Origin of the sequence: Elioraea sp. (assembly GCF_051860475.1) — a bacterium.
Lineage (GTDB): Bacteria > Pseudomonadota > Alphaproteobacteria > Acetobacterales > Acetobacteraceae > Elioraea.
On sequence record NZ_JBHYDW010000081.1, the window covers coordinates 1 to 20,295 of the forward strand.

Annotated in this window: 22 protein-coding genes; 10 read left to right on the forward strand and 12 right to left on the reverse strand. The window is 71.3% G+C overall.

Features of this window, described 5'->3' with window-relative positions; genetic code table 11:
• The coding region (locus ACTIFU_RS14410; protein WP_439579010.1) for a hypothetical protein at window positions 1-200 on the forward strand (200 nt) is incomplete at its 5' end.
• 71 nt (window positions 201-271) lie between these two features.
• On the opposite strand, the gene ACTIFU_RS14415 is transcribed toward ACTIFU_RS14410, so the two are convergent.
• The 4 genes from ACTIFU_RS14415 to ACTIFU_RS14430 all read right to left on the reverse strand — a co-directional run bounded on the left by ACTIFU_RS14415 (window position 272) and on the right by ACTIFU_RS14430 (window position 4,227).
• Window positions 272-1,300: an amino acid ABC transporter substrate-binding protein gene (locus tag ACTIFU_RS14415; RefSeq protein ID WP_439579011.1), complete on the reverse strand. Its 1,029-nt coding sequence runs from the start codon at window positions 1,298-1,300 to the stop codon at window positions 272-274.
• A 121-nt stretch (window positions 1,301-1,421) separates the two neighbouring features.
• Entirely contained in the window at window positions 1,422-1,994 is a 573-nt protein-coding gene (locus ACTIFU_RS14420) for a nucleoside 2-deoxyribosyltransferase (protein WP_439579012.1), read from the reverse strand.
• A gap of 8 nt (window positions 1,995-2,002) precedes the next feature.
• The gene (locus ACTIFU_RS14425) at window positions 2,003-2,371 is read right to left on the reverse strand and encodes a hypothetical protein (protein WP_439579013.1); all 369 of its coding nucleotides are present in this window, start codon (window positions 2,369-2,371) and stop codon (window positions 2,003-2,005) included.
• Between the two features lie 74 nt (window positions 2,372-2,445).
• Window positions 2,446-4,227 carry a helicase-related protein gene (locus ACTIFU_RS14430; RefSeq protein ID WP_439579014.1) on the reverse strand — a complete coding sequence of 594 codons (1,782 nt, stop codon included), beginning with the start codon at window positions 4,225-4,227 and terminating at the stop codon, window positions 2,446-2,448.
• Between the two features lie 109 nt (window positions 4,228-4,336).
• Between ACTIFU_RS14430 and ACTIFU_RS14435 the strand changes: the two genes are divergently transcribed.
• Window positions 4,337-6,232, forward strand: coding sequence for a hypothetical protein (locus ACTIFU_RS14435; protein WP_439579015.1), 1,896 nt, complete (start codon window positions 4,337-4,339; stop codon window positions 6,230-6,232).
• On the forward strand, window positions 6,229-7,056 hold the full coding sequence (locus ACTIFU_RS14440; RefSeq protein ID WP_439579016.1) for a hypothetical protein: 828 nt from the start codon (window positions 6,229-6,231) through the stop codon (window positions 7,054-7,056). The genes ACTIFU_RS14435 and ACTIFU_RS14440 overlap by 4 nt, the downstream gene beginning before the upstream one ends.
• Window position 7,057: 1 nt before the next feature.
• On the opposite strand, the gene ACTIFU_RS14445 is transcribed toward ACTIFU_RS14440, so the two are convergent.
• Together ACTIFU_RS14445 and ACTIFU_RS14450 are read right to left on the reverse strand one after the other, a co-directional pair.
• A complete protein-coding gene (locus ACTIFU_RS14445) occupies window positions 7,058-7,618 on the reverse strand; it encodes an HNH endonuclease (RefSeq protein ID WP_439579017.1) in 561 nt (186 codons plus the stop codon).
• A 162-nt stretch (window positions 7,619-7,780) separates the two neighbouring features.
• Window positions 7,781-8,455 (reverse strand): alpha/beta hydrolase, encoded by a 675-nt coding sequence (locus tag ACTIFU_RS14450; protein ID WP_439579018.1) that lies wholly within the window; start codon window positions 8,453-8,455, stop codon window positions 7,781-7,783.
• A 42-nt stretch (window positions 8,456-8,497) separates the two neighbouring features.
• On the opposite strand from ACTIFU_RS14450, the gene gluQRS reads away from it, so the two are divergent.
• Window positions 8,498-9,349 carry a tRNA glutamyl-Q(34) synthetase GluQRS gene (gene gluQRS / locus ACTIFU_RS14455; RefSeq protein WP_439579019.1) on the forward strand — a complete coding sequence of 284 codons (852 nt, stop codon included), beginning with the start codon at window positions 8,498-8,500 and terminating at the stop codon, window positions 9,347-9,349.
• Window positions 9,350-9,355: 6 nt separating this feature from the next.
• Here the strand turns inward: gluQRS and ACTIFU_RS14460 are convergent, their stop codons facing one another.
• Entirely contained in the window at window positions 9,356-11,734 is a 2,379-nt protein-coding gene (locus ACTIFU_RS14460) for a mechanosensitive ion channel domain-containing protein (protein ID WP_439579020.1), read from the reverse strand.
• A 95-nt stretch (window positions 11,735-11,829) separates the two neighbouring features.
• On the opposite strand from ACTIFU_RS14460, the gene ACTIFU_RS14465 reads away from it, so the two are divergent.
• The 5 genes from ACTIFU_RS14465 (at window position 11,830) to ACTIFU_RS14485 (ending at window position 16,078) form a co-directional block, all read left to right on the forward strand.
• Window positions 11,830-13,047 (forward strand): MFS transporter, encoded by a 1,218-nt coding sequence (locus tag ACTIFU_RS14465; RefSeq protein WP_439579021.1) that lies wholly within the window; start codon window positions 11,830-11,832, stop codon window positions 13,045-13,047.
• Between the two features lie 48 nt (window positions 13,048-13,095).
• Complete coding sequence (locus ACTIFU_RS14470; RefSeq protein WP_439579022.1) at window positions 13,096-13,287, forward strand: twin transmembrane helix small protein; 192 nt, start codon at window positions 13,096-13,098, stop codon at window positions 13,285-13,287.
• 162 nt (window positions 13,288-13,449) lie between these two features.
• Entirely contained in the window at window positions 13,450-14,199 is a 750-nt protein-coding gene (locus ACTIFU_RS14475) for an electron transfer flavoprotein subunit beta/FixA family protein (protein WP_439579023.1), read from the forward strand.
• 11 nt (window positions 14,200-14,210) lie between these two features.
• Window positions 14,211-15,149: an electron transfer flavoprotein subunit alpha/FixB family protein gene (locus ACTIFU_RS14480; protein ID WP_439579024.1), complete on the forward strand. Its 939-nt coding sequence runs from the start codon at window positions 14,211-14,213 to the stop codon at window positions 15,147-15,149.
• Window positions 15,149-16,078, forward strand: coding sequence for a 3-hydroxybutyryl-CoA dehydrogenase (locus tag ACTIFU_RS14485; protein ID WP_439579025.1), 930 nt, complete (start codon window positions 15,149-15,151; stop codon window positions 16,076-16,078). The genes ACTIFU_RS14480 and ACTIFU_RS14485 overlap by 1 nt, the downstream gene beginning before the upstream one ends.
• A 26-nt stretch (window positions 16,079-16,104) precedes the next feature.
• Here ACTIFU_RS14485 and ACTIFU_RS14490 read toward each other — a convergent pair whose 3' ends face one another.
• Window positions 16,105-16,677 carry a phosphatase PAP2 family protein gene (locus tag ACTIFU_RS14490; protein WP_439579026.1) on the reverse strand — a complete coding sequence of 191 codons (573 nt, stop codon included), beginning with the start codon at window positions 16,675-16,677 and terminating at the stop codon, window positions 16,105-16,107.
• 24 nt (window positions 16,678-16,701) lie between these two features.
• On the opposite strand from ACTIFU_RS14490, the gene ACTIFU_RS14495 reads away from it, so the two are divergent.
• Complete coding sequence (locus ACTIFU_RS14495) at window positions 16,702-17,049, forward strand: hypothetical protein (RefSeq protein ID WP_439579027.1); 348 nt, start codon at window positions 16,702-16,704, stop codon at window positions 17,047-17,049.
• A 223-nt stretch (window positions 17,050-17,272) separates the two neighbouring features.
• On the opposite strand, the gene ACTIFU_RS14500 is transcribed toward ACTIFU_RS14495, so the two are convergent.
• From ACTIFU_RS14500 to ACTIFU_RS14515, 4 genes are read right to left on the reverse strand one after another with little or no spacing between them, the layout of a single operon-like run.
• A complete protein-coding gene (locus ACTIFU_RS14500) occupies window positions 17,273-17,962 on the reverse strand; it encodes a Crp/Fnr family transcriptional regulator (RefSeq protein ID WP_439579028.1) in 690 nt (229 codons plus the stop codon).
• A 2-nt stretch (window positions 17,963-17,964) separates the two neighbouring features.
• Window positions 17,965-18,474 (reverse strand): universal stress protein, encoded by a 510-nt coding sequence (locus tag ACTIFU_RS14505; protein WP_439579029.1) that lies wholly within the window; start codon window positions 18,472-18,474, stop codon window positions 17,965-17,967.
• Between the two features lie 45 nt (window positions 18,475-18,519).
• The gene (locus ACTIFU_RS14510; RefSeq protein ID WP_439579030.1) at window positions 18,520-19,254 is read right to left on the reverse strand and encodes a TIGR02186 family protein; all 735 of its coding nucleotides are present in this window, start codon (window positions 19,252-19,254) and stop codon (window positions 18,520-18,522) included.
• Window positions 19,251-20,132 carry a sulfite exporter TauE/SafE family protein gene (locus tag ACTIFU_RS14515; RefSeq protein WP_439579031.1) on the reverse strand — a complete coding sequence of 294 codons (882 nt, stop codon included), beginning with the start codon at window positions 20,130-20,132 and terminating at the stop codon, window positions 19,251-19,253. Before ACTIFU_RS14515 ends, ACTIFU_RS14510 begins: the two co-directional genes overlap by 4 nt.
• Window positions 20,133-20,295 lie beyond the last annotated feature (163 nt).

The following is a 20,295-nucleotide window of genomic DNA, read 5'->3' on the forward strand; positions in this document are numbered from 1 at the left end:
AGACCTGGCCGCTGCAGCTTGCGCTCGAGGGGCCGAGGGGGCGGATCGATGTCGCCCTCTCGGCTGAAACCGCGGTCAGCGCAGGCGGGCGCGCGGCCGCGCCCTCCGACCTTCACGACGGTGCGCGGGTGGCGATCGAGGGCGAGACCACCGCCCCCGGCGCGATGATCGCGGCGCGGATCAGCATCCTCGCCCGCTGAGCCGGGCCCCATGCACGAGAAAGGCCGCGCCGGTTGCCCGGCGCGGCCCCTCGCTCATCCGCCCGGACCGATCAGCGGATCGGCGGCGAATACATCAGCCCGCCCTTGGTCCAGAGCGCGTTGACGCCGCGCTGGATGCCGAGCGGGGCGACGTTGCGCTCGAAGCTCTCGCCGTAGTTCCCGACCTGCTTGACGATGGTGTAGGCCCACTTGTTGTCGATCCCGAGCATCTCGCCCATCCCGCCGGTGGCGCCGACGAAGCGTTGGATCGCGGGATTGGTGCTGTTCAGGTGCTGGTCGATATTGGCGCTGGTCAGGCCGAGCTCCTCGGCTTCGATCATCGCGAAATGCGCCCAGCGCACCACGTCGGCCCAGCGATTGTCGCCGTGCCGCACGGCCGGGCCGAGCGGCTCCTTCGAGATCACCTCGGGCAGGATCACGTACTCCTCCGCGCGCGGCCCCTGGCTCGCGCGCACGCTTGCCAGCCCCGAGACGTCAGTCGTGAGCGAATCACAACGGCCCGCGAAGAACGCTGCGTTCACCTCCTCGAGCCGTTCGATCACCACTGGCGTGAAGCGCATGTTGTTGGCGCGGAACCAGTCGGTCAGGTTCAGCTCGGTCGTGGTGCCGGGCTGCACGCAGACCGTCGCGCCGTCGAGTTCCTTCGCGCTCGACACGCCGAGCGACTTCTTCACCATGAAGCCCTGGCCGTCGTAGAAGTTGACACCCAGGAAATCGAGGCCGAGCGAGGTGTCGCGGCCGAGCGTCCAGGTGGTGTTGCGGCTGAGCAGGTCGACCTCGCCCGACTGCAACGCCGTGAACCGCTGTTGCGCGGTGGTCGGCACGAAGCGGACCTTGCTCGCGTCGCCGAACATCGCCGCGGCGACCGCGCGGCAGAGATCGGCGTCCAGGCCACGCCACACGCCCTGGCTGTCGGGCGCGGCGAAGCCGGCGAGGCCGGTGTTCACGCCGCAATTGATCACACCACGCGCCTTCACGGCGTCGAAGGTGGCGGCGGATTGTGCCCGCGCGATGTCCGCCGAGGCCGCAAGTGAAAGGGCGGCGGCCGCTGCCGTCGCCATGAGTCCGTGGGTGCGCATGCTGCGCTCCTCCTCCCTGTCGTGGGGTCGATCGGGTGCAGACCTCCGCACCCTTGGGCCGCTACCTAGGCCGGCGGGACCAAACGATCAACGGGGCCACCCCACATCCGCCGGGCCGGCGCTACCGTGGCGCGAGCGCGGCCTGCACCAGGCGACGCGAGACGGCGCGCGCGCAGGTCTCGAACACGCCGAGGTCGCGCCACGGATCCTCGGCCTCCGCAGAGGCGCGCACGAACACCCCGCCGGCGGCAGCGATCCCGCCCTCCAGCATCAGGTTGTCGGAGAGCCCGAAATCCTCGATGTCGAGCCCGTCCGGCCGGTCGAGCACGCGGGCGGCGTAGTCGCGCGGGTCGTTGGTGTAAGCGTAGAGCCCGAGGCCGAGCCCACGGGCGAAGCCGAGCTCGTAGACCGTGCCGGCATCGGCCGAGGCGCCACGGAACGGCGTCAGGTTGGCGATCACCGCGATGCAGGACCGGATCAGCGCCTCATTGCCGGCGGAGATCGCGAAGGCGCGCTTCATCGGATCGTCGGCCGCGGGGGCGGGCGCATCGATCAGAGGGGCGACCGCGACCAGACCGAACCGCGCGCAGGTGGCCTTCTTGCGCGCCAGCACCGTCTCGGCGTCGGGCAGGAACACCTCGGGTCCGGCGAGGTAGACGCGCGGTGCATCGGCCGCGACGGCGGGGAGGTTCATGGAACGCGTCAATGCAGCCGGGAGGGACGGCCGAGCTCGCGCTGGACGATCACGAGCGTCACGCCGTCATCGGCCGGTTCGATCGCCTTCTCCCCGGCCTTGGGCAGCGGTACGCCGGCGAGCCGGCACCAGCCGACCAGCACCGCGGTGAGTTCCTCGGCGTCCAGGGTGCAGTCCCGGAAGCTGCCCCCGGCACGCCGCCAGCGGGCCACGACCACGGCCTCGTCGGGGACGTCATCAGGGCCGGCCATGCGCACGCTGTCGAGTTCCGCATCCGGCATCTCAGCGCGGATAAGGCTGGCGATGGTCGCACGGACGGCTTCGGCGATCATGTCCGTGCCGAAGTCGATCCGGCGGTATTCTCGTACCCGGAGCATCGCGCAACCCTCCGTTGTTGCGTCAACGATGCGTCAAGACATCGTTAGCAATCAACCTACCTATAGTTGTGGAGTCAACCAGTTTCTGCACGCCAACGCTTGCGGAGCCGGGCGCTCGCCCCCTGGCGCAGGCTGCGCTCGATATATCCGTTCAGGGTCTCCTGCACCGCCCGCGCGGCATCTGCTTCACAATATGTTGCCGGCCATTTCTGCGCCAGCCAAAGATAGGCCGTGCACAGCTTCGCGGCGCGCTCGGCCTCGGCGAGGTCGGCAGGATCGCCTGCGACCTTGCGCGCGAGCAGCCGACGCGGCAGCGGCGGGGCGGCGACCGGGGCGGCATGGGCGTGGCGGCGGGCCCAGGCCAGCAGGGCTTGGCTGGCGGCGCGGTCGCGCAGGTCCACCGGGCAGCCGAGATAGCCGAGACTGTCCTTCAGACTGAGACGTGCGGCGGCAGCGGTCTCGGCGATCGAGAATGCGTCCTCCAGGCGCGAGAGGGCAAATCCGGCGCCGGGCCAGCGGAACCGCTCGGCCACCGCCGTCAGGACCCGCAGCAGGGAGGGCGCGCCGAGCCGCCGGCCGATCTCGAGCAGCTGGCTCTCGCGCGGCAGCACGCGCATCGGGCCCTCGAACGGCGGCGGGGGATGCTCGATCGCACTCGCGATCGGTTCCGGATCCTCGCCCTCGAGCACGCCGACGAACCCCTCGGCGTAGTGACCGAAGCGCCCGGCGCGGCCGGCGATCTGGCGGATCAGGTGCGGGCCGAGCCCGCCATACTTGGTTGTCGCGGCGAACAGGATGCGCCGGATCGGCAGATTGAGCCCCATGCCGATCGCGTCCGTCGCCACCAGCACCGGGGCGGAGCCGTCGCGGAACCGCTGCGCCTCGGCGCGCCGCACATCGGGACCGAGCGCGCCATAGACCATGGCCGGCGCCCGGCCGCGCGCGATCAGCCCCTCGCGGAGCGCGAACGCGTCGCGCCGCGAGAAGCAGACGAGCGCATCGCCCGGCTCGGCACGCGCGAGCGGCACCGGGCGGCGCAGCACGGTCAGCGGGACCATGCGCTCGAACCGGCGGATCTCGACCGCCTCGCCGGTGAGGGCGGCGAGGCGGCGGAGGAGCGGCTCCGCCTCCGGCGCGCCGGCCAGCACCAGCGTTTCCGCCGGGAACCCCACGACCGCCTGGGTCCAGGCCCAGCCGCGGTCCTCGTCGGCCAGCATCTGCACCTCGTCCACCACCGCGAGCGGCACGGGCGTGGCGAGGTCGGCCATCTCGACCGTCGCGGAGAGGTGGGTGTCACCGGGGCGCGCCCGGCGCTCCTCGCCGGTGAGCAGGCTCGCGGCGACGCCGCGCTCGGCCAGCCGCTCCTGACCCTCCCAGGCGAGCAGGCGCAAGGGGGCGAGATACGCTCCCTGCGGCGCGGCGGCGAGCAGGTCGAAGGCGGCGTGGCTCTTGCCCGAGTTGGTCGGGCCGAGGAAGGCGAGGAGCCGTCGCCGCATCGCCCGCGCCGCCGTGAAGGATGCGACCCAGCGCGGCAGCGTGAGCGCGGCCACCACCTCGCCCTCGTGGCGGTGGCGCGCGCGGGCATGCAGCTCGCCGAGGCGCTGGCGGCGCCACTCCTCGAGCCGCGCCTCGGCGCGCGCCCGTTCGGGGTGGGTGATCGCGCCCTCGTCCTCGCTGCGCTTCAGCCGGCCGCGGATCGCCTCGGCGAGGATCGAGACGATGCCGAGGTCGTCGAGTTCCGGATCGGCCGCCAGCGCCGCCAGCCCGCTGGCGATGTCCTCGCGCCGCACCGGAACGCGCAGGCCCGCGAGCAGCGAGTCGAGTCGGTGGCGGGCGGGCGGAGGAAGCACGGTCACGTGAGCGGCGTGCCGGATCGCGGGGTTTGCTGTCAACGTCGATCGCTCCGGTTGACGCTGCTCGTTGCAGAGGCGTAGCGTCAGCCGTCCGAGAGAGGGGTACGTTGTCATGCCGGATGGATCACGACTCGCGCGCTGGCTTTCCAGCTATCCGATGTGCATCCCCCTGCCTCCGGCCGGAACCTTCGAGCTCGGGCTCTGCATGGCCGGTGCCGTGTCGGCCGGAGCCTACACCGCCGGCGTGCTCGACCTGCTGGTCGAGGCGCTCGATGCGTTCGAGGCCGAGAAGGCGAGGCGGCGCGCGTCCGGCGAGGCGCCGCTGCACGACGTGCAGGTCGCGGTGCTGGGCGGCGCCTCGGCGGGCGGGATGTGCGCCGCGCTTGGGGCGGTGTTCCTCGACGCCGACTTCCCCCATGTCACGCCTGGCGCCGGCGACGCGGCGAAGGCCGACAACCCGCTCTACGACGCCTGGGTGCGGCGCATCGACATGCGCCACCTGCTCGGCGTGGACGATCTTGCCGGCGGCGAGATCCGCTCCGCACTCGACTGCACCGTACTCGACGAGATTGTCGAGTCGCTGGTCGACAAGCGCCAGGACATGCAGGACCGCGCGCGGCCGTGGCTCGCCGATCCGCTGCGGGTGATGCTGACGCTCGCGAACCTCAAGGGCGTGCCTTACGCGCTGCGCTTCGGCGGCGCGGGCGACGCGCACTTCATGTGGCGTCACGCCGACTACATGCGCTTCGCGGTGCCGACCGGGCTGGGCGCCGGGGCCGGTGCAGCGGGCGCGCCGGACGAGACCGTGCTCGACCGCGCGCTGCCGCGCGGGAGCCCGCTGCGCGAGCTGTTCAAGGCGGTCACGCTCGGCACCGGCGCCTTCCCGGTGGCGCTGCGTCCGCGCGTGATCCGCCGCCCGCGCGCGGACTACGAGTTCCGCGGCCTCCTGCATCCGCGCTCGCGGCTCGCCGAGGCGCTGGCGGAAGACCCGAATGAAGGGTTCGATCCGCTGCCGTACTGGGCGGAGGAGTGCCGGCCGGACTGGGACGATCCCTCGCCCGAGCATGCCATGCTCTGCGTGGACGGCGGCGCGATGGACAACGAGCCGCTCGATCTCGTCCGCCGCGGCCTCGCCGGGTGGAACGGCCACAACGAGCGCGACGGACATCGCGCACGCCGCGCGGTGCTGCTGGTCGATCCCTTCGCCAACAAGGAACAGCCCGGCCCCGCCGACGACGTGGGGCTGCTCGGCGCGATCATGCCGCTGTTCAACGCGCTGGTGCGCAACAGCCGCTTCAAGGCCGAGGACCTCGCGCTTGCCGCCGCCCCCGACACCTACAGCCGGTTCCTGATCGCTCCCTCGCGCGGTACGACCTGGAAGGCCAAGGGCGCGATCGCCTCCGGCTATCTCAACGGCTTCATGGGCTTCTTCAGCGAAGCCTACCGGCATCACGACTACATGCTCGGCCGGCGCAACGCGCGCTCGTTCCTGCGCCGTCATCTCGTGCTGCCGATGGGCAACGCGCTGTTCCAGGACGGGCGCTGGAGCGACGCCGACCGGAGCCGCCATCTCGTCCGCCGCGCCCCGGACGGGCCCGAGGATCATCTGCCGATCATTCCGCTGTTCGGCCGGCTCGCGCCGCAGGCCGACCCGGCGGCGGACGACGCGGTCGAGCCGATGCCGAAATGGCCCGCCGGCGCCTTCAACGCCAAGACCGTCGAGGAGCCGATCCGCCAGCGCGCGCATCGGGTGACCGAACTCGTTTACGAGCAGTTCGTGGTCGGCAAGCTCGACCGCATCGCGCGTGAGAACACCGACAAGATCATCGCGAGTCAGTCGTGGTTGCTGCGCGGCCCGCTCCGGTTCGGCCGGCGCATCCTCGAGCCGCGCCTGCTGCCGCGGATCGAGGAGGTGCTGCGGACCGCGCCGGCGCAGTACGTGACGCGCGCGGCCGTCGACCAGATCGCCACGGCGGTGATCGAGCTCGACAAGGCCGAGCTCGCGTGAGGGCGGCCGCGGCCGCGCTGGTCCTCTGCCTCGCCGGCCCGGCCGTTGCGGCGCCGCCGGTGCCGCCTGCCGAGTGCCCGTCCGGCATGCGCCGGTCCTGGACCACGCTCTGCGACGCGGCCAACCGGGGCGAGCCGGCCGCGCTGGTGACGCTCGGCGCCTGGCGCGTGCTCGGCATCAACGGCCCGCGCGACCCGGCCGAGGGCGAGCGGCTGATCGCGCTTGCCGCCGCCGAGGGCCATGTCCGGGCGCGCTACGCGCTCGGCGTGCTGCTGGCACGGCGCGATCCCGAGGCCGCGCGCCGGCACTGGCGCGCTGCTGGCGCACAGGGCTGCCTCGGCGCCGCCATCATGCTCCTGCGCGAGGAGGCCGCCGACGGGGTGGTGGCGGAGGAGGCGCTGCATGCTCGCGTCGCCGCACTCGCGACCGAGCCCGCCGCGCGGCGCGACGACTGGGTGGCACTTGCGCGCCTGCTCGACCAGGCGGGTATGACAGAGCAGGGTGCGGCGCTGCGGCGCGATGGCGCGGCGCGGCAGGACGCGCTGATGGACCATGTGTTCCGTGCACGGAACGTTGCCACGTCGGGCCAGATCCCGCAGGCCATCGCGGTTCTGGAGCAGGCGCGGGCGGCGCGGCTGGATGCGCGGACCCGCTTCGAGCTCGACCGCGACCTCGCCGAGCTGCATCGCCGGCTGGGCGACCGCGAGCGTGCCGCCGCCGCCGCCATCGCCGCGCTCGAGGCGCTGCGCGCGGCCCCATGCGTCGTGCCGTTCGACGGCACGCAGGAATTCGAGCTGCTCGAACTGCTTGCCGGGCGGCGGTAGCTCAGCCTTCGAGCTCGCTGTCCCAGTAGAGGAAGTCGCGCCAGGACTCGTGCAGGTAGTTGGGCGGGAAGGCGCGGCCGTTGTCTTGCAGCTCCCAGCTGGTGGGCTGGCGCGGTGGGTTGCGCGGCCACATCCGGCACTCGCGCGGCAGCCGATTGCCCTTGCGCAGGTTGCAGCAGGAACAGGCGGTGACGACGTTCTCCCAGGCCGTCCGCCCGCCCTTTGAGCGCGGCACGACATGATCGAAGGTGAGATCGTGGGTCGGGAACGGGTCGCCGCAGTACTGGCAGGCGAAGCAGTCGCGCAGGAACACGTTGAAGCGTGTGAAGGCGGGGCGGCGTGCCGAGGGAACGTACTCCTTGAGTGCGATCACGGACGGCAGTTTCATGCTGACCGAGGGGCTGCGCACCTCGGTCTCGTACTCCGACAGCACGGCGACGCGGTCCATGAACACGGCCTTCACCGCGTCCTGCCACGCCCAGATGGACAACGGAAAATAGGAGAGTGGGCGGAAATCCGCGTTCAGGACCAGAGCGGGATAGTGACTGCCACCATCCGGCACGCGCCATTCTCCCTGTCGGGCGGCGCCACACCAGATGTCGGCCATTGTGACGGTGCCGATACCAGATGATGTGGCACAGCCGATAAACTGTCGGCGTTATGCACAGGTTCCGAGGCGATGTCCAGCAATCGACCCTGGCATCACGGAAGCTTCACGGCCCGTTCAGCCGCGTCGTACCTCGATCAGGTCGGCGCAGAACGCGGCCAGCGCGCCGAGCATCTCGTCGTCGATGCCATGGCCGAGGCCCGGCCGGTAGAGCGCATGGACCCGCAGACCGAGCGCGCGCAGCAGCCGTTCCATGTCGCGCGACATCTGCACCGGCACGATGTCGTCCTGCTCTCCATGCGCGATCAGGACCGCAGGCCGGCCCCTCAGCTCCGCCTGGGTCTGCGCCATGCCGGGCAGCGCACCGGCGAAGGCGGCGATCGCACCCGGCGGGTCCGCCATGCGGAGCCCCGTGTAGAGCGCCATCATCGCGCCCTGGCTGAACCCGGCGAGTACCCCCGCGCCGTGCGGCAGCCCATGGCGCGCGCACTCGTCGGCAAAGAACCGCGCGAGCGCCGGTGCGGCGCTGCGCGCCCCGTCCTCGACCTCGCCGACGCTGCGATCGAACAGCTCGAACCACTGCCTTCCCTGGGGCGCGAGGCTGAAGCGCAGGGGTGCATGGGGCGCCGCGAAGGCCGTGTCAGGCAGCGCGCCGGCGAGCATGCGCGCGACCGGCAGCATGTCTGAACCATCCACGCCGATGCCGTGACAGATCACGACGAGCTGGCGCGCGGTGCCCGATACGGGCGCGATGCGCAGCGCGTCCAGGATGGTCTCCGTCGGCTCGGTCATGGGTTCTCCCCAACTGTCGTCCGGCCGCGATAGCCTCTCCGCATGGCTCCGTCCATGGTCACCCGATTCGCGCCAAGCCCGACGGGGCTCCTGCATCTCGGCCATGCCCACAGCGCGCTGTTCGCCTGGAGGCGCGCGCGGGCGGCCGGCGGGCAGTTCCTGCTCCGGCTGGAGGACATCGATCGGGCGCGCTGCCGGCCCGAGTTCGCGGACGCCATTCTCGAGGACCTCGCCTGGCTGGGGCTCGACTGGGACGGGGCCGTGCGCGTGCAGTCCCAGCACATGGACGAGTACCGCGCCGTGCTCGATGCGCTGACGTCACGGGGCCTGCTCTATCCCTGCTTCTGCACGCGCGCCGCGATCGTGCGCGAGATCGCCGCGATCGGCCACGCCCCGCACGGCGCCGACGGGCCGCTCTATCCGGGCACGTGCCGGCGGCTTCCGGCGGAGGAGCGCGCGGCGCGGGTCGCACGCGGCGAGGCCTATGCGCTCCGGCTCGACACGGCGGCGGCGATGGCGGCGGCGGGGCCGCTCACCGCCGAGGAGGAGGGCGAGGGTGCAGTCGTGATCGATCCGGCAACGCTGTTCGGCGACGTGGTGCTGGCGCGCAAGGACACGCCCGCCTCCTACCATCTCTGCGTGACGCATGACGACGCGGTGCAGGGCGTGACGCTGGTGACGCGCGGGCTCGACCTCAAGCCGGCGACGCATCTGCACCGGCTGTTGCAGGCGCTGATGTCCTGGCCGGTACCGCGCTGGCACCATCATGCGCTGCTGACCGGTGCGGACGGGAAACGGCTCGCCAAGCGCGATGCGGCGCTGTCACTGCGCGCGCTGCGCGAAGCGGGGCGCAGCGCGGCGGAGGTGCGCGCGATGGCCGGGTTCTCGGACTGATGTCCGCTACGCCGAACCGGCCGCCGTGACCGCGCGCTTCTCGTCCACCGTGAGCACCGGCTGTCCGCTCTGGCCCTTCAGCACCACCGTACGGTAGGGGAACGGGATCTCGATCCCGGCCGCGTCAAACGCCTTCTTGTAGCGGCGGTTGAACTCGCGGGCGACCGACCACTGACTGCCCGCGTTGGTACGGAACCGCGCGCGGATCACCACCGCGCTGTCGGCGAAGCGATCGACGCCGAGGACTTCCAAGGGCTCGCGGATCACCGCCGCCCAGCGGTCCTCCGAGCGCATCTGCTCCGCGGTCGCCTTCAGCACCTCGATCACGCGATCGGTATCCTCGTGATAGGCGACGCCGACATCGAAGACCGGGGTCGCGAACTCCTTGGTCATGTTCGAGACCATCGTCACGGCGCTGAACGGGATGATGTGCACCGTGCCGTCGAGGCTGCGCAGCCGGATCGAGCGGATCGAGAGCGCCTCCACCACGCCGCCCTGGCCGCCGACGTTGACCACGTCGCCGACCGAGATCGCGTCCTCCATCAGCAGGAAGATGCCGGTGATCAGGTCCTGCACGAGGCGCTGCGAGCCGAAGCCGATCGCGAGACCGATCACGCCGGCACCCGCGAGCAGCGGGGCGATGTTCACACCGATCTCGGAGAGCGTGATCAGCCCGACCACCACCACGATCACCACCATCAAGAAGGTGCGGAGCATCGGCAGCAGCGTGCGCACGCGCGCGCTGCGCGCGGCCTGGGCGTCGCGCGAGAGCCGGTCGAGCCGGCGCTGGATCGCCGCGTTCGCGGTCTCCCAGATCAGGAGCGCGACCAGCACTGTCAGCCCGACCGAGGCGACCGCGCCGAGCAGGCGGCTGCCGAGCTGGCCGGGACGGAACCAGTCGAACGCGCCGATGCCCCAGAGCTGGAGCATCACCACCGTTGCGGTCGCCCAGATCGCGGCGGCGAGCACCCCCTTCAGCGCCGGCACGTAGCGGTTCACCCAGGATTCCAACCCGGGATGCCGCTCGGCGGTGGCGCGCTTGACCGCGAAGCCACGCGCCAGCGTGCGGTGCATCGCCAGTTCGGCGAGCTTGGCGAGCCCGACGACCAGGATCGTCGTGAGGGTGAAGCGGAGGATCCGGCCGTAACCGTCCTCGAGCTCGAGCGCGGTCACCACCCAGGCCGCGGCGAGATAGAGCGCAGCGAGCACGTGCCAGACGTCGGCAAGCCGGTTGCGGACCACCGCCCAGGCGCCAGTGGCCTCGGGGCGCGCGCGGATCGTGTCGGCCACCGCCTCGCGGTTCTGCATCACGATCAGGATCAGCAGGATGGTGATGATCAGGCCGAGCAGTTTGAGCAGGCCGGAATGCGTCGCGCGGTCGAGGCCGAACACCAGCGCCGTCTCGGTCGCGGCGTAGCCGACCACGCCGACCGTGGTGATGCGCTGCAGCCAGATCTGCGCATAGGCGGCGGTCTCGTCCGACATGCCGGGGATCAGCCGGATCGACGGCGCATCGGGCGACAACACCAGCCGGCCGAGCGCCCGCGCGATCCGGGCGGCGAGGTAGGCGTTGTTGGCGACCAGCAGCACGATCTGGCGCGATGGCCAGCGCTCCACGGCCGTGATCAGGCTGTAGGAGACGATGGCAAACGCGATGATCGGGATGATGTCGAGCAGGAAGTCGCCGAACGCCCCGAGCGCGCGGGCAGCCCAGTTCGGTGTCTCGCGGCGCAGGAGGCGCGAGCGGACCGGCCGCAAGGCCACGACCAGCGTGCGCTCGACCAGAATCCCTGCGCCCAGCACGAGCGCGATCTTCCACAGCGTGTCGAGCACGCCGGCGCGGGCGGCAGGATCGGCCGCGATGCGCGTGACCCAGGCCCCGACCTGCGGCGCATCGGCGAGGGTCTGCACCACCGCGACAGTGGTCTCGGCGACGGCGACCAGTCGTGCACTCAGCTCCACGAGTAGCTGTGCCCCGAGGCTGTCTGGGGCGAGCGGCAGAGCCGGCTCGGCGGGTCGCTCCGCGGCGGGGGAGACTGTCGGCTCCGGTACGGCGGCCCCAGCCGGGGCCGCAGCGGGCGCGGGCGCCTCGGCCCGACCCGGCGCGGCGCCGGCACGGGCGAGCGCGTCGAGCGCGGAGAGCAGCTCGGCACGGCGCGCATCGTCGCGCAGGATCTCGGAAAGCCGCGCCGCCTCTGCCGCACCCAGGGCCGGCACGGCCTGGGCCGGGGCGGCCGGCGTTGCGGCGGGGGTCGGCGCCTCCGCCGTGGGCGCCTCGGCTCGCGGCGGATCGGCCGTCTGGGCCGCCACGCCGGACGCCGAAAGGACGGCGGCGAGAAGGGCGACAAACAGGCTCAGCGCGGGATGGCGGCGCATCCGGGGCATGGGTCTCCGTGGCCTGCGGAAGGGTCAGCCGACGGAAGCCCCGTCGCCCCGGGGTGTCAAGCGCGCGCGCCGCGGCCTATCGTGCTCGTGTCACGATGTCCTCCCTGAGCACCGAGAAGCCCGGCCCCTCTGTCGTCACCGTGCTGCTCGCCCTGTTGGCCGTGCATCTCGCCGGCATGGGGGCGTTCCTGGCGGTGCCGGTGCTCGCCCCGCTGATCGGCGCGAGCGCGGGGCTGCCGCCGAGTCTCGCCGGGCTGCACACCTCGATCGTCTATGCCGGCACGCTGGTCTCGGGTCCGCTGACCGGGGCACTGATCCTGCGCTACGGCGCGGTCCGGCTGCTCCAGGTCTCGTTGGTGGTGATCGCGTTCGGCTTGGCTCTTGCGACCATCGGGCCGGCCTGGGCGCTCGCGCTGTCCGCGCTGGTCTGCGGGGTGGGACACGGGCCGCTTACGCCGGCCGGCAGCCAGGTGCTGCACGCGCGCGCCCCGGCGCGCCGGCGCAGCCTGATCTTCGGCCTCAAGCAGACGGGCGTGCCGGCCGGAGCGGCGATGATCGGCGTCTCTGCGCCGCTGCTCGCGGTGACGATCGGCTGGCGCGGTGCGATCCTCGCGGTCGTCGTGTTCGGGATGGCGGTCGCGGCCGGGCTCCAGCCGCTGCGCCGCGAGATGGACCGGGATGCCGATCCCGCGCAGCGGATCTCCTGGCGCGGCGCGCTCGACAGCATCAGGCTGTTCCGGACCGCCCCGCCGCTGCGGGCGATCACCATCGCGGCGTCCAGCTTCGGCATCGGCCAGTTCTGCTTCTCCTCGTTCTTCGTCGTGTTCCAGGTGGAGGCGCTCGGCTACGACCTGGTCGCGGCGGGCGTGAACCTTGCGCTTGCGCAACTCGCCGGCGTGGTCGGGCGGGTCGGCTGGGGCGTGGTCGCCGACCGGCTTGCGCCGGCGCCGGTGCTGCGCTTCCTCGGCGCAGCGATCGCGGCCTCATCGATGACGCTGGCGGTCGCGACGCCGGCCTGGCCGCCTACCGCGGTCGCCGCCGCCGGGATCGCCATGGGCGCGACCGCGATCGGCTGGAACGGCGTGCTCCTGGGCGAGGCGGCACGGCTCGCCCCGGCCGGCCAGGCCGGGGCCGCGACCGCGATGCTCGGGGTGGTGTTCGCGCTGGTGATGCTGGCCGCACCGAGTGCGTTCAGCCTGTTGGTTCAGGCAACCGGCGGCTATGCGGCCGGATTCGGTCTCTGCGCGGCGGCCGGGATCGTCGGCGCGCTGGTGCTCGGGCCGATGGCTCGGGCCAGCTTCACCCGCTCGTGACGCCGGCAGGCCGGAGACGCACAGCTCCGGACATGCGATAGCCCGGCCATGCAGACCTTCCTGATCATCCTGGTCGCCGCCGCCATGCTCGCGACCCTCGGCGTGCTGTTCGCCGGCGTGATCGGGCTGGCGCGCGGGAACGACCCGGCGCGCAGCAACGTGCTGATGCGCTGGCGTGTGCTGCTCCAGTTCGGGGCCATCCTGCTGTTCATGCTGCTCGTCGCGCTCGCGCGCGGCTGACCGCCTGATTTTGACTTGGCGGCGGCGCCCGCCTATGGTCCCGGCCGTTTTGTTGCAGGCGCGAAGACACCCCGCCGCGGATGCGCCGTGGTCGGGAAAGGAGTGCCGGGCCGCCCTTCGGCGGACCCGTTCCGCGCGCCCCGGAGACACGGCAGGTCACGCATGAAGATCCTCGTCCCGGTGAAGCGGGTGGTCGACTACAACGTGAAGATCCGCGTGAAGTCGGACGGCTCGGGCGTCGACACGGCGAACGTGAAGATGTCGATGAACCCGTTCGACGAGATCGCCGTCGAGGAGGCGGTGCGGCTCAAGGAGAAGGGCAAGGCCACCGAGATCGTCGCCGTCTCGGCGGGCGTGGCTGCCTGCCAGGAGACGATCCGCACCGCGCTCGCGATGGGCGCCGACCGCGGCATCCTGATCGAGACCGATGCCGAACTCCAGCCGCTCGCGGTCGCCAAGCTGCTGCAGGCGCTGGTCGTGAAGGAGACGCCTGAGCTCGTCATCATGGGCAAGCAGGCCATTGATGACGACATGAACGCCACGGGGCAGATGCTGGCGGCCCTGCTCGGCTGGCCGCAGGGCACCTTCGCGAGCAAGGTCGAGCTCGGCGACGGCCGCATCGTGGTGACGCGCGAGATCGATGGCGGGCTCGAGACGGTTGATCTCGGGCTGCCCGCGATCGTGACGACCGATCTACGGCTGAACGAGCCGCGCTACGCCTCGCTGCCGAACATCATGAAGGCGCGCAAGAAGACGATCGAGACAGTCAAGCCGGCCGATCTCGGCGTCGATGTCACGCCGCGGCTGACCGTGCTGAAGGTCGAGGAGCCGGCGAAGCGGAAGGCTGGGGTGAAGGTCGCGTCGGTGGCGGAGCTGGTGCAGAAGCTTCGCACCGAGGCCAAGGTGATCTGAGGAGAGGCGCGATGGCGATCCTGGTTCTGGCCGACCATGACGGCCACCACGTGAAGCAGCCGACGCGCAGCGCCGTCGCCGCGGCGGAGAGGATCGGCGGCGATGTCCACGTGCTGGTGGTCGGCGAGGGCGTGGGCGAGGCGGCGCAGTCGGCCGCGAGGCTGCCCGGCGTGGCCAAGGTGCTGGTCGCGGATGCGCCGGCCTATGCGCATCCGCTGGCCGAGCCGCTCGCCGCGCTGCTGGCGAAGCTCGCGCCGGGCTATTCGCATCTGCTCGCGCCCGCGACCACGACCGGCAAGAACGTCATGCCGCGTCTCGGTGCGCTGCTCGACGTGCAGCCGATCAGCGACATCGCCGGCGTGGTGGACGCCGACACCTTCATCCGCCCGATCTATGCCGGCAACGCGCTCGCCACGGTGAAGTCGTCGGACGCGACCAAGGTGATCACGGTGCGCGCGGCGAGCTTCGACCCGCTGCCCGAGGAGGGCGGCTCGGCGAGCATCGAGGGGGTGGATGCGGCCGAGGACCCCGGCCTGTCGCGGTTCGTCGGCCACGAGTTGTCGAAGTCCGAGCGGCCTGAGCTGACCGCGGCGCGCATCGTCGTCTCGGGCGGGCGCGGCATGGGCTCGGGCGACAACTTCAAGCTGATCGACGCGGTTGCCGACAGGCTCGGCGCGGCGGTGGGTGCGTCGCGCGCCGCCGTCGATGCGGGCTTCGTGCCGAACGACTATCAGGTCGGCCAGACCGGCAAGATCGTGGCACCCGAGCTCTATGTCGCGGTGGGCATCTCCGGCGCGATCCAGCACCTCGCGGGGATGAAGGACAGCAAGGTGATCGTCGCGATCAACAAGGACGAGGAGGCGCCGATCTTCCAGGTCGCCGATTACGGGCTCGTGGCCGACCTGTTCCAGGCCCTGCCGGAACTTGCGGCCGCGCTGGACAGCAAGTGATGACCATGGACGCGAAGACAACCCCGGCGGCGGCGCAGGCGACGGTTCAGGCGCCGGCGATCGCGCATGTCGGCGTCATCGGTGCGGGACAGATGGGCAACGGCATCGCCCATGTGAGCGCGCTTGCGGGGCTGAAGGTGACGATGCTCGACGTCAGGCCCGAGGCGCTCGAGAGGGCGCTCGGTGTGATGGCGAGGAACCTGGACCGCCAGGTCGCGAAGGGTGCGATCAGCGCCGAGGAGAAGGCGGCCGCGCTGGGCCGGATCAGCACCGGCACGGATTACACGCTGTTCGCCGAGGCCGATCTCGTGATCGAGGCGGCGACCGAGAAGGAGGAGGTCAAGAAGTCGATCTTCAGGGCGCTGTGTCCGCAGTTGAAGCCCGAGGCGCTGATCGCCTCGAACACCTCCTCGATCAGCATCACGCGGCTTGCAGCCGCGACCGACCGGCCAGGCAGGTTCATCGGCATGCATTTCATGAACCCGGTGCCGGTGATGAAGCTGGTCGAGGTGATCCGCGGCATCGCGACCGAGGAGCCGACCTTCCAGGCGATCCAGGCGCTTGCCGGGAAGCTGGGCAAGACGACCGCAGTGGCGGAGGATTTCCCTGCCTTCATCGTCAACCGCATCCTGGTGCCGATGATCAACGAGGCGGCCTATGCGCTGTATGAGGGCGTGGGCGACATCCGTTCGATCGACACGGCGATGAAGCTTGGCGCGAACCACCCGATGGGGCCGTTGGAGCTGGCGGATTTCATCGGCCTCGATACGTGCCTGTCGATCATGCAGGTGCTGTACGAGGGGTTGTCGGACAGCAAGTACCGGCCGTGTCCGTTGCTGGTGAAGTATGTCGAGGCGGGCTGGCTCGGGCGGAAGACGGGCAAGGGCTTCTACGACTACTCCGGCGAGACGCCGCGGCCGACGCGGTAGCTGCGTCCGGGCGGAGGGGCCGCGCGTCAGATCGCCCACTCCGCCTTGGCCTTCGCCAACAGGCCACCGGCGCCATCGAACAGTCCGCCCTCGGTGCCGTCCGGCGCGTGGATTGACGGGCACGCCTTCAGAGTCGGCCAGATCCGTTCGGCGAGTGTCCGTCCGGCAGCGGTGTCGGACGGATAGTGCAGGCCCAGTACCTCGCGGTTGCGGGCGATTCGCTCGGCCATGGCATCGAACGCGAGGTCGGCCCAGCCCGGTTGCGCCGGAGGATCGGATTGGGTCCTGATCACCGACTTGAGCGTGTGTGCAATCAGCCAAGCCTGGGTCGCATGGCCGGAGGGACACGCAGCGTGCCCCGGGACTTCGATGGGCGGTAGCCGATGCGGCAGCAGTTCCGAAGGGCGCGGCCGCCTGAATCTCGCCTTGTAGTACATGACGCAGAAGTGAGCGATGTGAAGCGCGACCGCGCAGAGCGCATGAGTCGCCGGATACGATGCGGCGTTGAAAGTCACGATGCCGCGGAAGTAGCCGATGATGCCGTTGCGTTGCGCCAGCGCCTCGGCGAGTACGACAGCAGGTTCGACGTCACGATGCACGCGGCTCTCCCAGCATGGCGATACGTGGACAACGAGAACCACCCCTTCACGCAGCACATCACCGGCTCCGCCGTGGCCGGAACTCACGACGTGGTGTTCGCCGCCGGCAACGGAGGGCAGTTCGGCCCCAGCCCGCGTCAGGGTCCGATGGATCGGGGCCCCAACCGGAGCATTCTGGGTCCCAACGGCCACCCTGGGGCCCTGACCGTCGGGGCGGTCCGCACGGACGGGATCTGGATTGGCTGCTCGTCACAGGGGAGAAGCCGCCTCAACGCGGCAAAGCCCGATGCATGCACCCGTCCGTCGCGTTTCGTCGAACAGGGCGACCGCGCGCGGCGCAACAGCGGTACCTCCGCCGCCGCGGCCGTCTAAGGGGGCGTCCGGGCGTGGCCCTCGAGGGTTACCTCCCCCGCGGGGGGGTGCGCCGCCGGCGTCGTTGCCGTGTTGAGGAGCAGCGCGAATCCGCAGAAGCCGCCCGGGGAGCTTTTCGGTATCCTCCGCGCTACGGCGACTCCCCCCGCAGCACCCGATTGGCCAGAGCGTACTGGCTCGGACATGATGAACGCCAAGGCGGCACTGGCCGCACTCTGGACGCCTACCCCTCCCGCTCCGCCGCCGCGATCTCGGCGAGCCGCTTCGCGTTCAGGATCACCAGCGCGCCGCGCTCCAGCGTGATGAGCCCCTCGCGCTCGAACGCCGCGATCTCGCGCGAGACGCTCTCGCGCCGCGCACCGATCCGCGCCGCCAGGACGTGCTGCTGCGGCGGCGGCGAGATCACCAGCACCTCGCTGCCCGTCCGCGGCCGTGCGTCGCGCAGCAGCACCGCCGCCACCCGCTGGCGCGTGCTCATCAGCGACAGTTCCGCCATCCGCACGCTCAGGTCGCGCAGCCGCCCCGCCAGCAGCGCCAGCAGCCGCCGGCACACCACCGGCGCGCGCGTCACCGTCTCGAGAAACCGCTCCGGCGGCACCACCAGCGCCCGCGTCGGCCGAAGCGCGGTGATCGCGGCCGATCGCGGCGCGCCGTCGATCGCGGCGAGTTCGCCGACGAAGCTGCCCTCCTCCTGGTCGCGGAAGATCACCTCGCGCCCGCCCGGCGTGCGCAGCACCACACGGACCGCGCCGCGCATGATGAAATAGACCTGCCGGCCCGGATCGTCGAAATCCGCCAGCAGCGCGCCCGCGCCGAACTCCGCCACGTAGCCGTGCTGTCGGATCGGTTCCAGCGCCTCTGCCTCTGCTCCCGCAAGCAGCGGGACGGCGGCAAGCTCGTGCGCCGTCAGCACCGCTATGTCACCGTCTCGAGTTCGTCCTCGCTCAGGGCCCCCGGCACGATCACCAGCGGCGTGCGGAGCTGGCGGTTGTAGCGCCCGGTCAGTGCCGTGATCAGCGGACCCGGCCCCTCGGACGAGGTCGAGGAGGCGAGCACCAGCACGCTCAGCCCCTTCTCCTCGTTGAGCAGCTTGAGCAGCTCGTCGCGCGCCTCGCCCTCGCGCAGGTAGAGCACCGGCATCGTGCCGGTCATGCGGTTCACCTCGGCAGCCAGGCCCTGCAGCAGCTGCTCGGCCTCGGCGCGCCGCTCCGCGCGCATCATTTCCTCCACGCCCGCCCACTCCGTCTGGCCAGGCGGCTCGGTGACGCGGAGCAGCGCCACCCGGCCGCCGCCGCGCGCGGCCCTGAGCGCCGCATAGCGGAGCGCGACCGCCCGTTCCGGGCTGTCGTCCACCACCACCAGAAAGGTGCGGTCGCGCCGCGCGGCCGCGTGCTCGGCTGACTTGGAGGCGATCTCGTCGGTCATGACCGCGCATCATAGCCACCCGCGCCGCGATTGCGCGAGCGGGCGTCAGTTCCGTCGGAACAGCACGCTGCCGGCCCAGCCCGCCAGCGCTGCGACCAGCACCGCGCCGAACCCGTAGAACCAGGAGTGGTCGTGGGCGAAGCGCCAGATCTCGGCCGAGGTACCGACCCGTCGCACCGCGAGCGACACGTCGCGCGCGGCGATGATCCGTCCCTCCTGCACCGCCAGCACGTCCACCCGGTACGGACCCGGGATGACCGTCGGCGGCAGGAAGACGCGGGTGTGGAAGAGCCGGTCGCCGACCAGCGTCACGCCGCCGTCCTCCTGGAGATAGAGCCCGGCATCGACCTTGATCGCCACCAGCGCCTCGCGGAACCTGGCCTCGTCGCTCCGCCCCTCCGGGCGGAGCGGCAACGCATCGAGCCCGAGCCTCAGCCGCTGGCGTTCGCTCTCGGGCAGGATTTCGGCCAGCGGCCGGGTCGAGGCGACGGCATAGAAGGTCGGCGCGGTGTTGAAGATCTCCGAGGCGCCGTTCACCCAGATGCCAGCGATGCGCGTCTTCTGCCGCACGACGAAGGGCAGGGCGGGACCGCGTACCGCCACCACGAGATCCGCCGGCGCGGTCTCCTTGGCGCCAAACACCAGCAGCTCCGCGCCGGTGAAGCCCGTCGTCACCTCGATCTCGCGCTGCGACAGCTCCGCCACCAGAGCCGCAGCCGGGGAGGGAGCGAAGACCGCCGAGGCGAGCAGGGCGGCGGCCAGGCGATGGGCGCGGGTCACAGCAGCGGCTCCACCACGAACATCGCCTCCGGCCGGCGGAACAGGTTGATGCCGAGCTCGAGCGCGACCATCAGCACGAGCAGGCCCAGGAGTCCGCGCGTCTCCTCGCCGCGCAGCCGCGAACCCATCGCCGCACCGAACTGCGCGCCGGCAACCGCGCCCGCCATCAGCAGCAGCGAGAGGATGACGTCCACGCTCTGCGTGCTGACCGATTGCATCACCGTCACCGCCGCCGTGACGAACACCACCTGGAACAGCGAGGTGCCGATCACCACTCCGGTCGGCATGCCGAGCAGGTAGATCATCGCCGGGACCAGGATGAACCCGCCGCCTACGCCCATGATCGCCGAGAGCAGGCCGATGCCGAAGCCGATCGCCAACGGCGGGATCACGCTGATGTAGAGGCGGCTCTGGCGGAACCGCATCTTCAAGGGCAGGCCGTGCATCCAGAAATGCTCGTGCAGGCGGCGGCGGATCTGCCGGCGCCGGCGCAGGAGCGCGCGCAGGCTCTCAGCCGCCATCAGCGAGCCGACGATGCCGAGCACGACGACGTAGAACAGCGCGACCACGAGATCGAGCTGGCCAAGCCTTCGGAACAGCACGAACATCTGTACGCCCAGGGCGGAACCGACCAGCCCGGCAGCGGTCAGCACCGCGCCCATCTTCGCGTCCACGTTGCCGCGCCGCCAATGCGCGATCAGTCCGGAGATCGAGGCGCCCATGGTCTGGTTGGCGGAAGTGGCCACCGCGACCGCCGAGGGGATGCCGATGAAGATCAGCAGCGGCGTCATCAGGAACCCGCCGCCGACGCCGAACAGGCCGGACAGGAGCCCGACCGCAAGTCCGATGCCGACGACCAGGAGGACGTCGACCGACATCTCAGCGAGGGGAAGGTAAACCTGCATTCGAAACGACTCGCGGCGGCCGCGGCAGAGTGGGCCGCACGGCCGCACGGAACAAGGCTAAAGGGGTACACGTGAGGAAGGATTGAAGAAAAAGTGGTGGGGGGGGGGGGGGGGGGGGGGGGGGGGGGGGGGGGGG

Coding starts and splice junctions, on each gene's coding strand:
- ACTIFU_RS14415 (WP_439579011.1), bottom strand. CDS start 1,300: ATGCGCACCCACGGACTCATGGCGACGGCAGCGGCCGCCGCCCTTTCA.
- ACTIFU_RS14420 (WP_439579012.1), bottom strand. CDS start 1,994: ATGAACCTCCCCGCCGTCGCGGCCGATGCACCGCGCGTCTACCTCGCC.
- ACTIFU_RS14425 (WP_439579013.1), bottom strand. CDS start 2,371: ATGCTCCGGGTACGAGAATACCGCCGGATCGACTTCGGCACGGACATG.
- ACTIFU_RS14435 (WP_439579015.1), top strand. CDS start 4,337: ATGCCGGATGGATCACGACTCGCGCGCTGGCTTTCCAGCTATCCGATG.
- ACTIFU_RS14450 (WP_439579018.1), bottom strand. CDS start 8,455: ATGACCGAGCCGACGGAGACCATCCTGGACGCGCTGCGCATCGCGCCC.
- gluQRS (WP_439579019.1), top strand. CDS start 8,498: ATGGCTCCGTCCATGGTCACCCGATTCGCGCCAAGCCCGACGGGGCTC.
- ACTIFU_RS14460 (WP_439579020.1), bottom strand. CDS start 11,734: ATGCCCCGGATGCGCCGCCATCCCGCGCTGAGCCTGTTTGTCGCCCTT.
- ACTIFU_RS14465 (WP_439579021.1), top strand. CDS start 11,830: ATGTCCTCCCTGAGCACCGAGAAGCCCGGCCCCTCTGTCGTCACCGTG.
- ACTIFU_RS14470 (WP_439579022.1), top strand. CDS start 13,096: ATGCAGACCTTCCTGATCATCCTGGTCGCCGCCGCCATGCTCGCGACC.
- ACTIFU_RS14475 (WP_439579023.1), top strand. CDS start 13,450: ATGAAGATCCTCGTCCCGGTGAAGCGGGTGGTCGACTACAACGTGAAG.
- ACTIFU_RS14480 (WP_439579024.1), top strand. CDS start 14,211: ATGGCGATCCTGGTTCTGGCCGACCATGACGGCCACCACGTGAAGCAG.
- ACTIFU_RS14485 (WP_439579025.1), top strand. CDS start 15,149: ATGACCATGGACGCGAAGACAACCCCGGCGGCGGCGCAGGCGACGGTT.
- ACTIFU_RS14505 (WP_439579029.1), bottom strand. CDS start 18,474: ATGACCGACGAGATCGCCTCCAAGTCAGCCGAGCACGCGGCCGCGCGG.
- ACTIFU_RS14515 (WP_439579031.1), bottom strand. CDS start 20,132: ATGTCGGTCGACGTCCTCCTGGTCGTCGGCATCGGACTTGCGGTCGGG.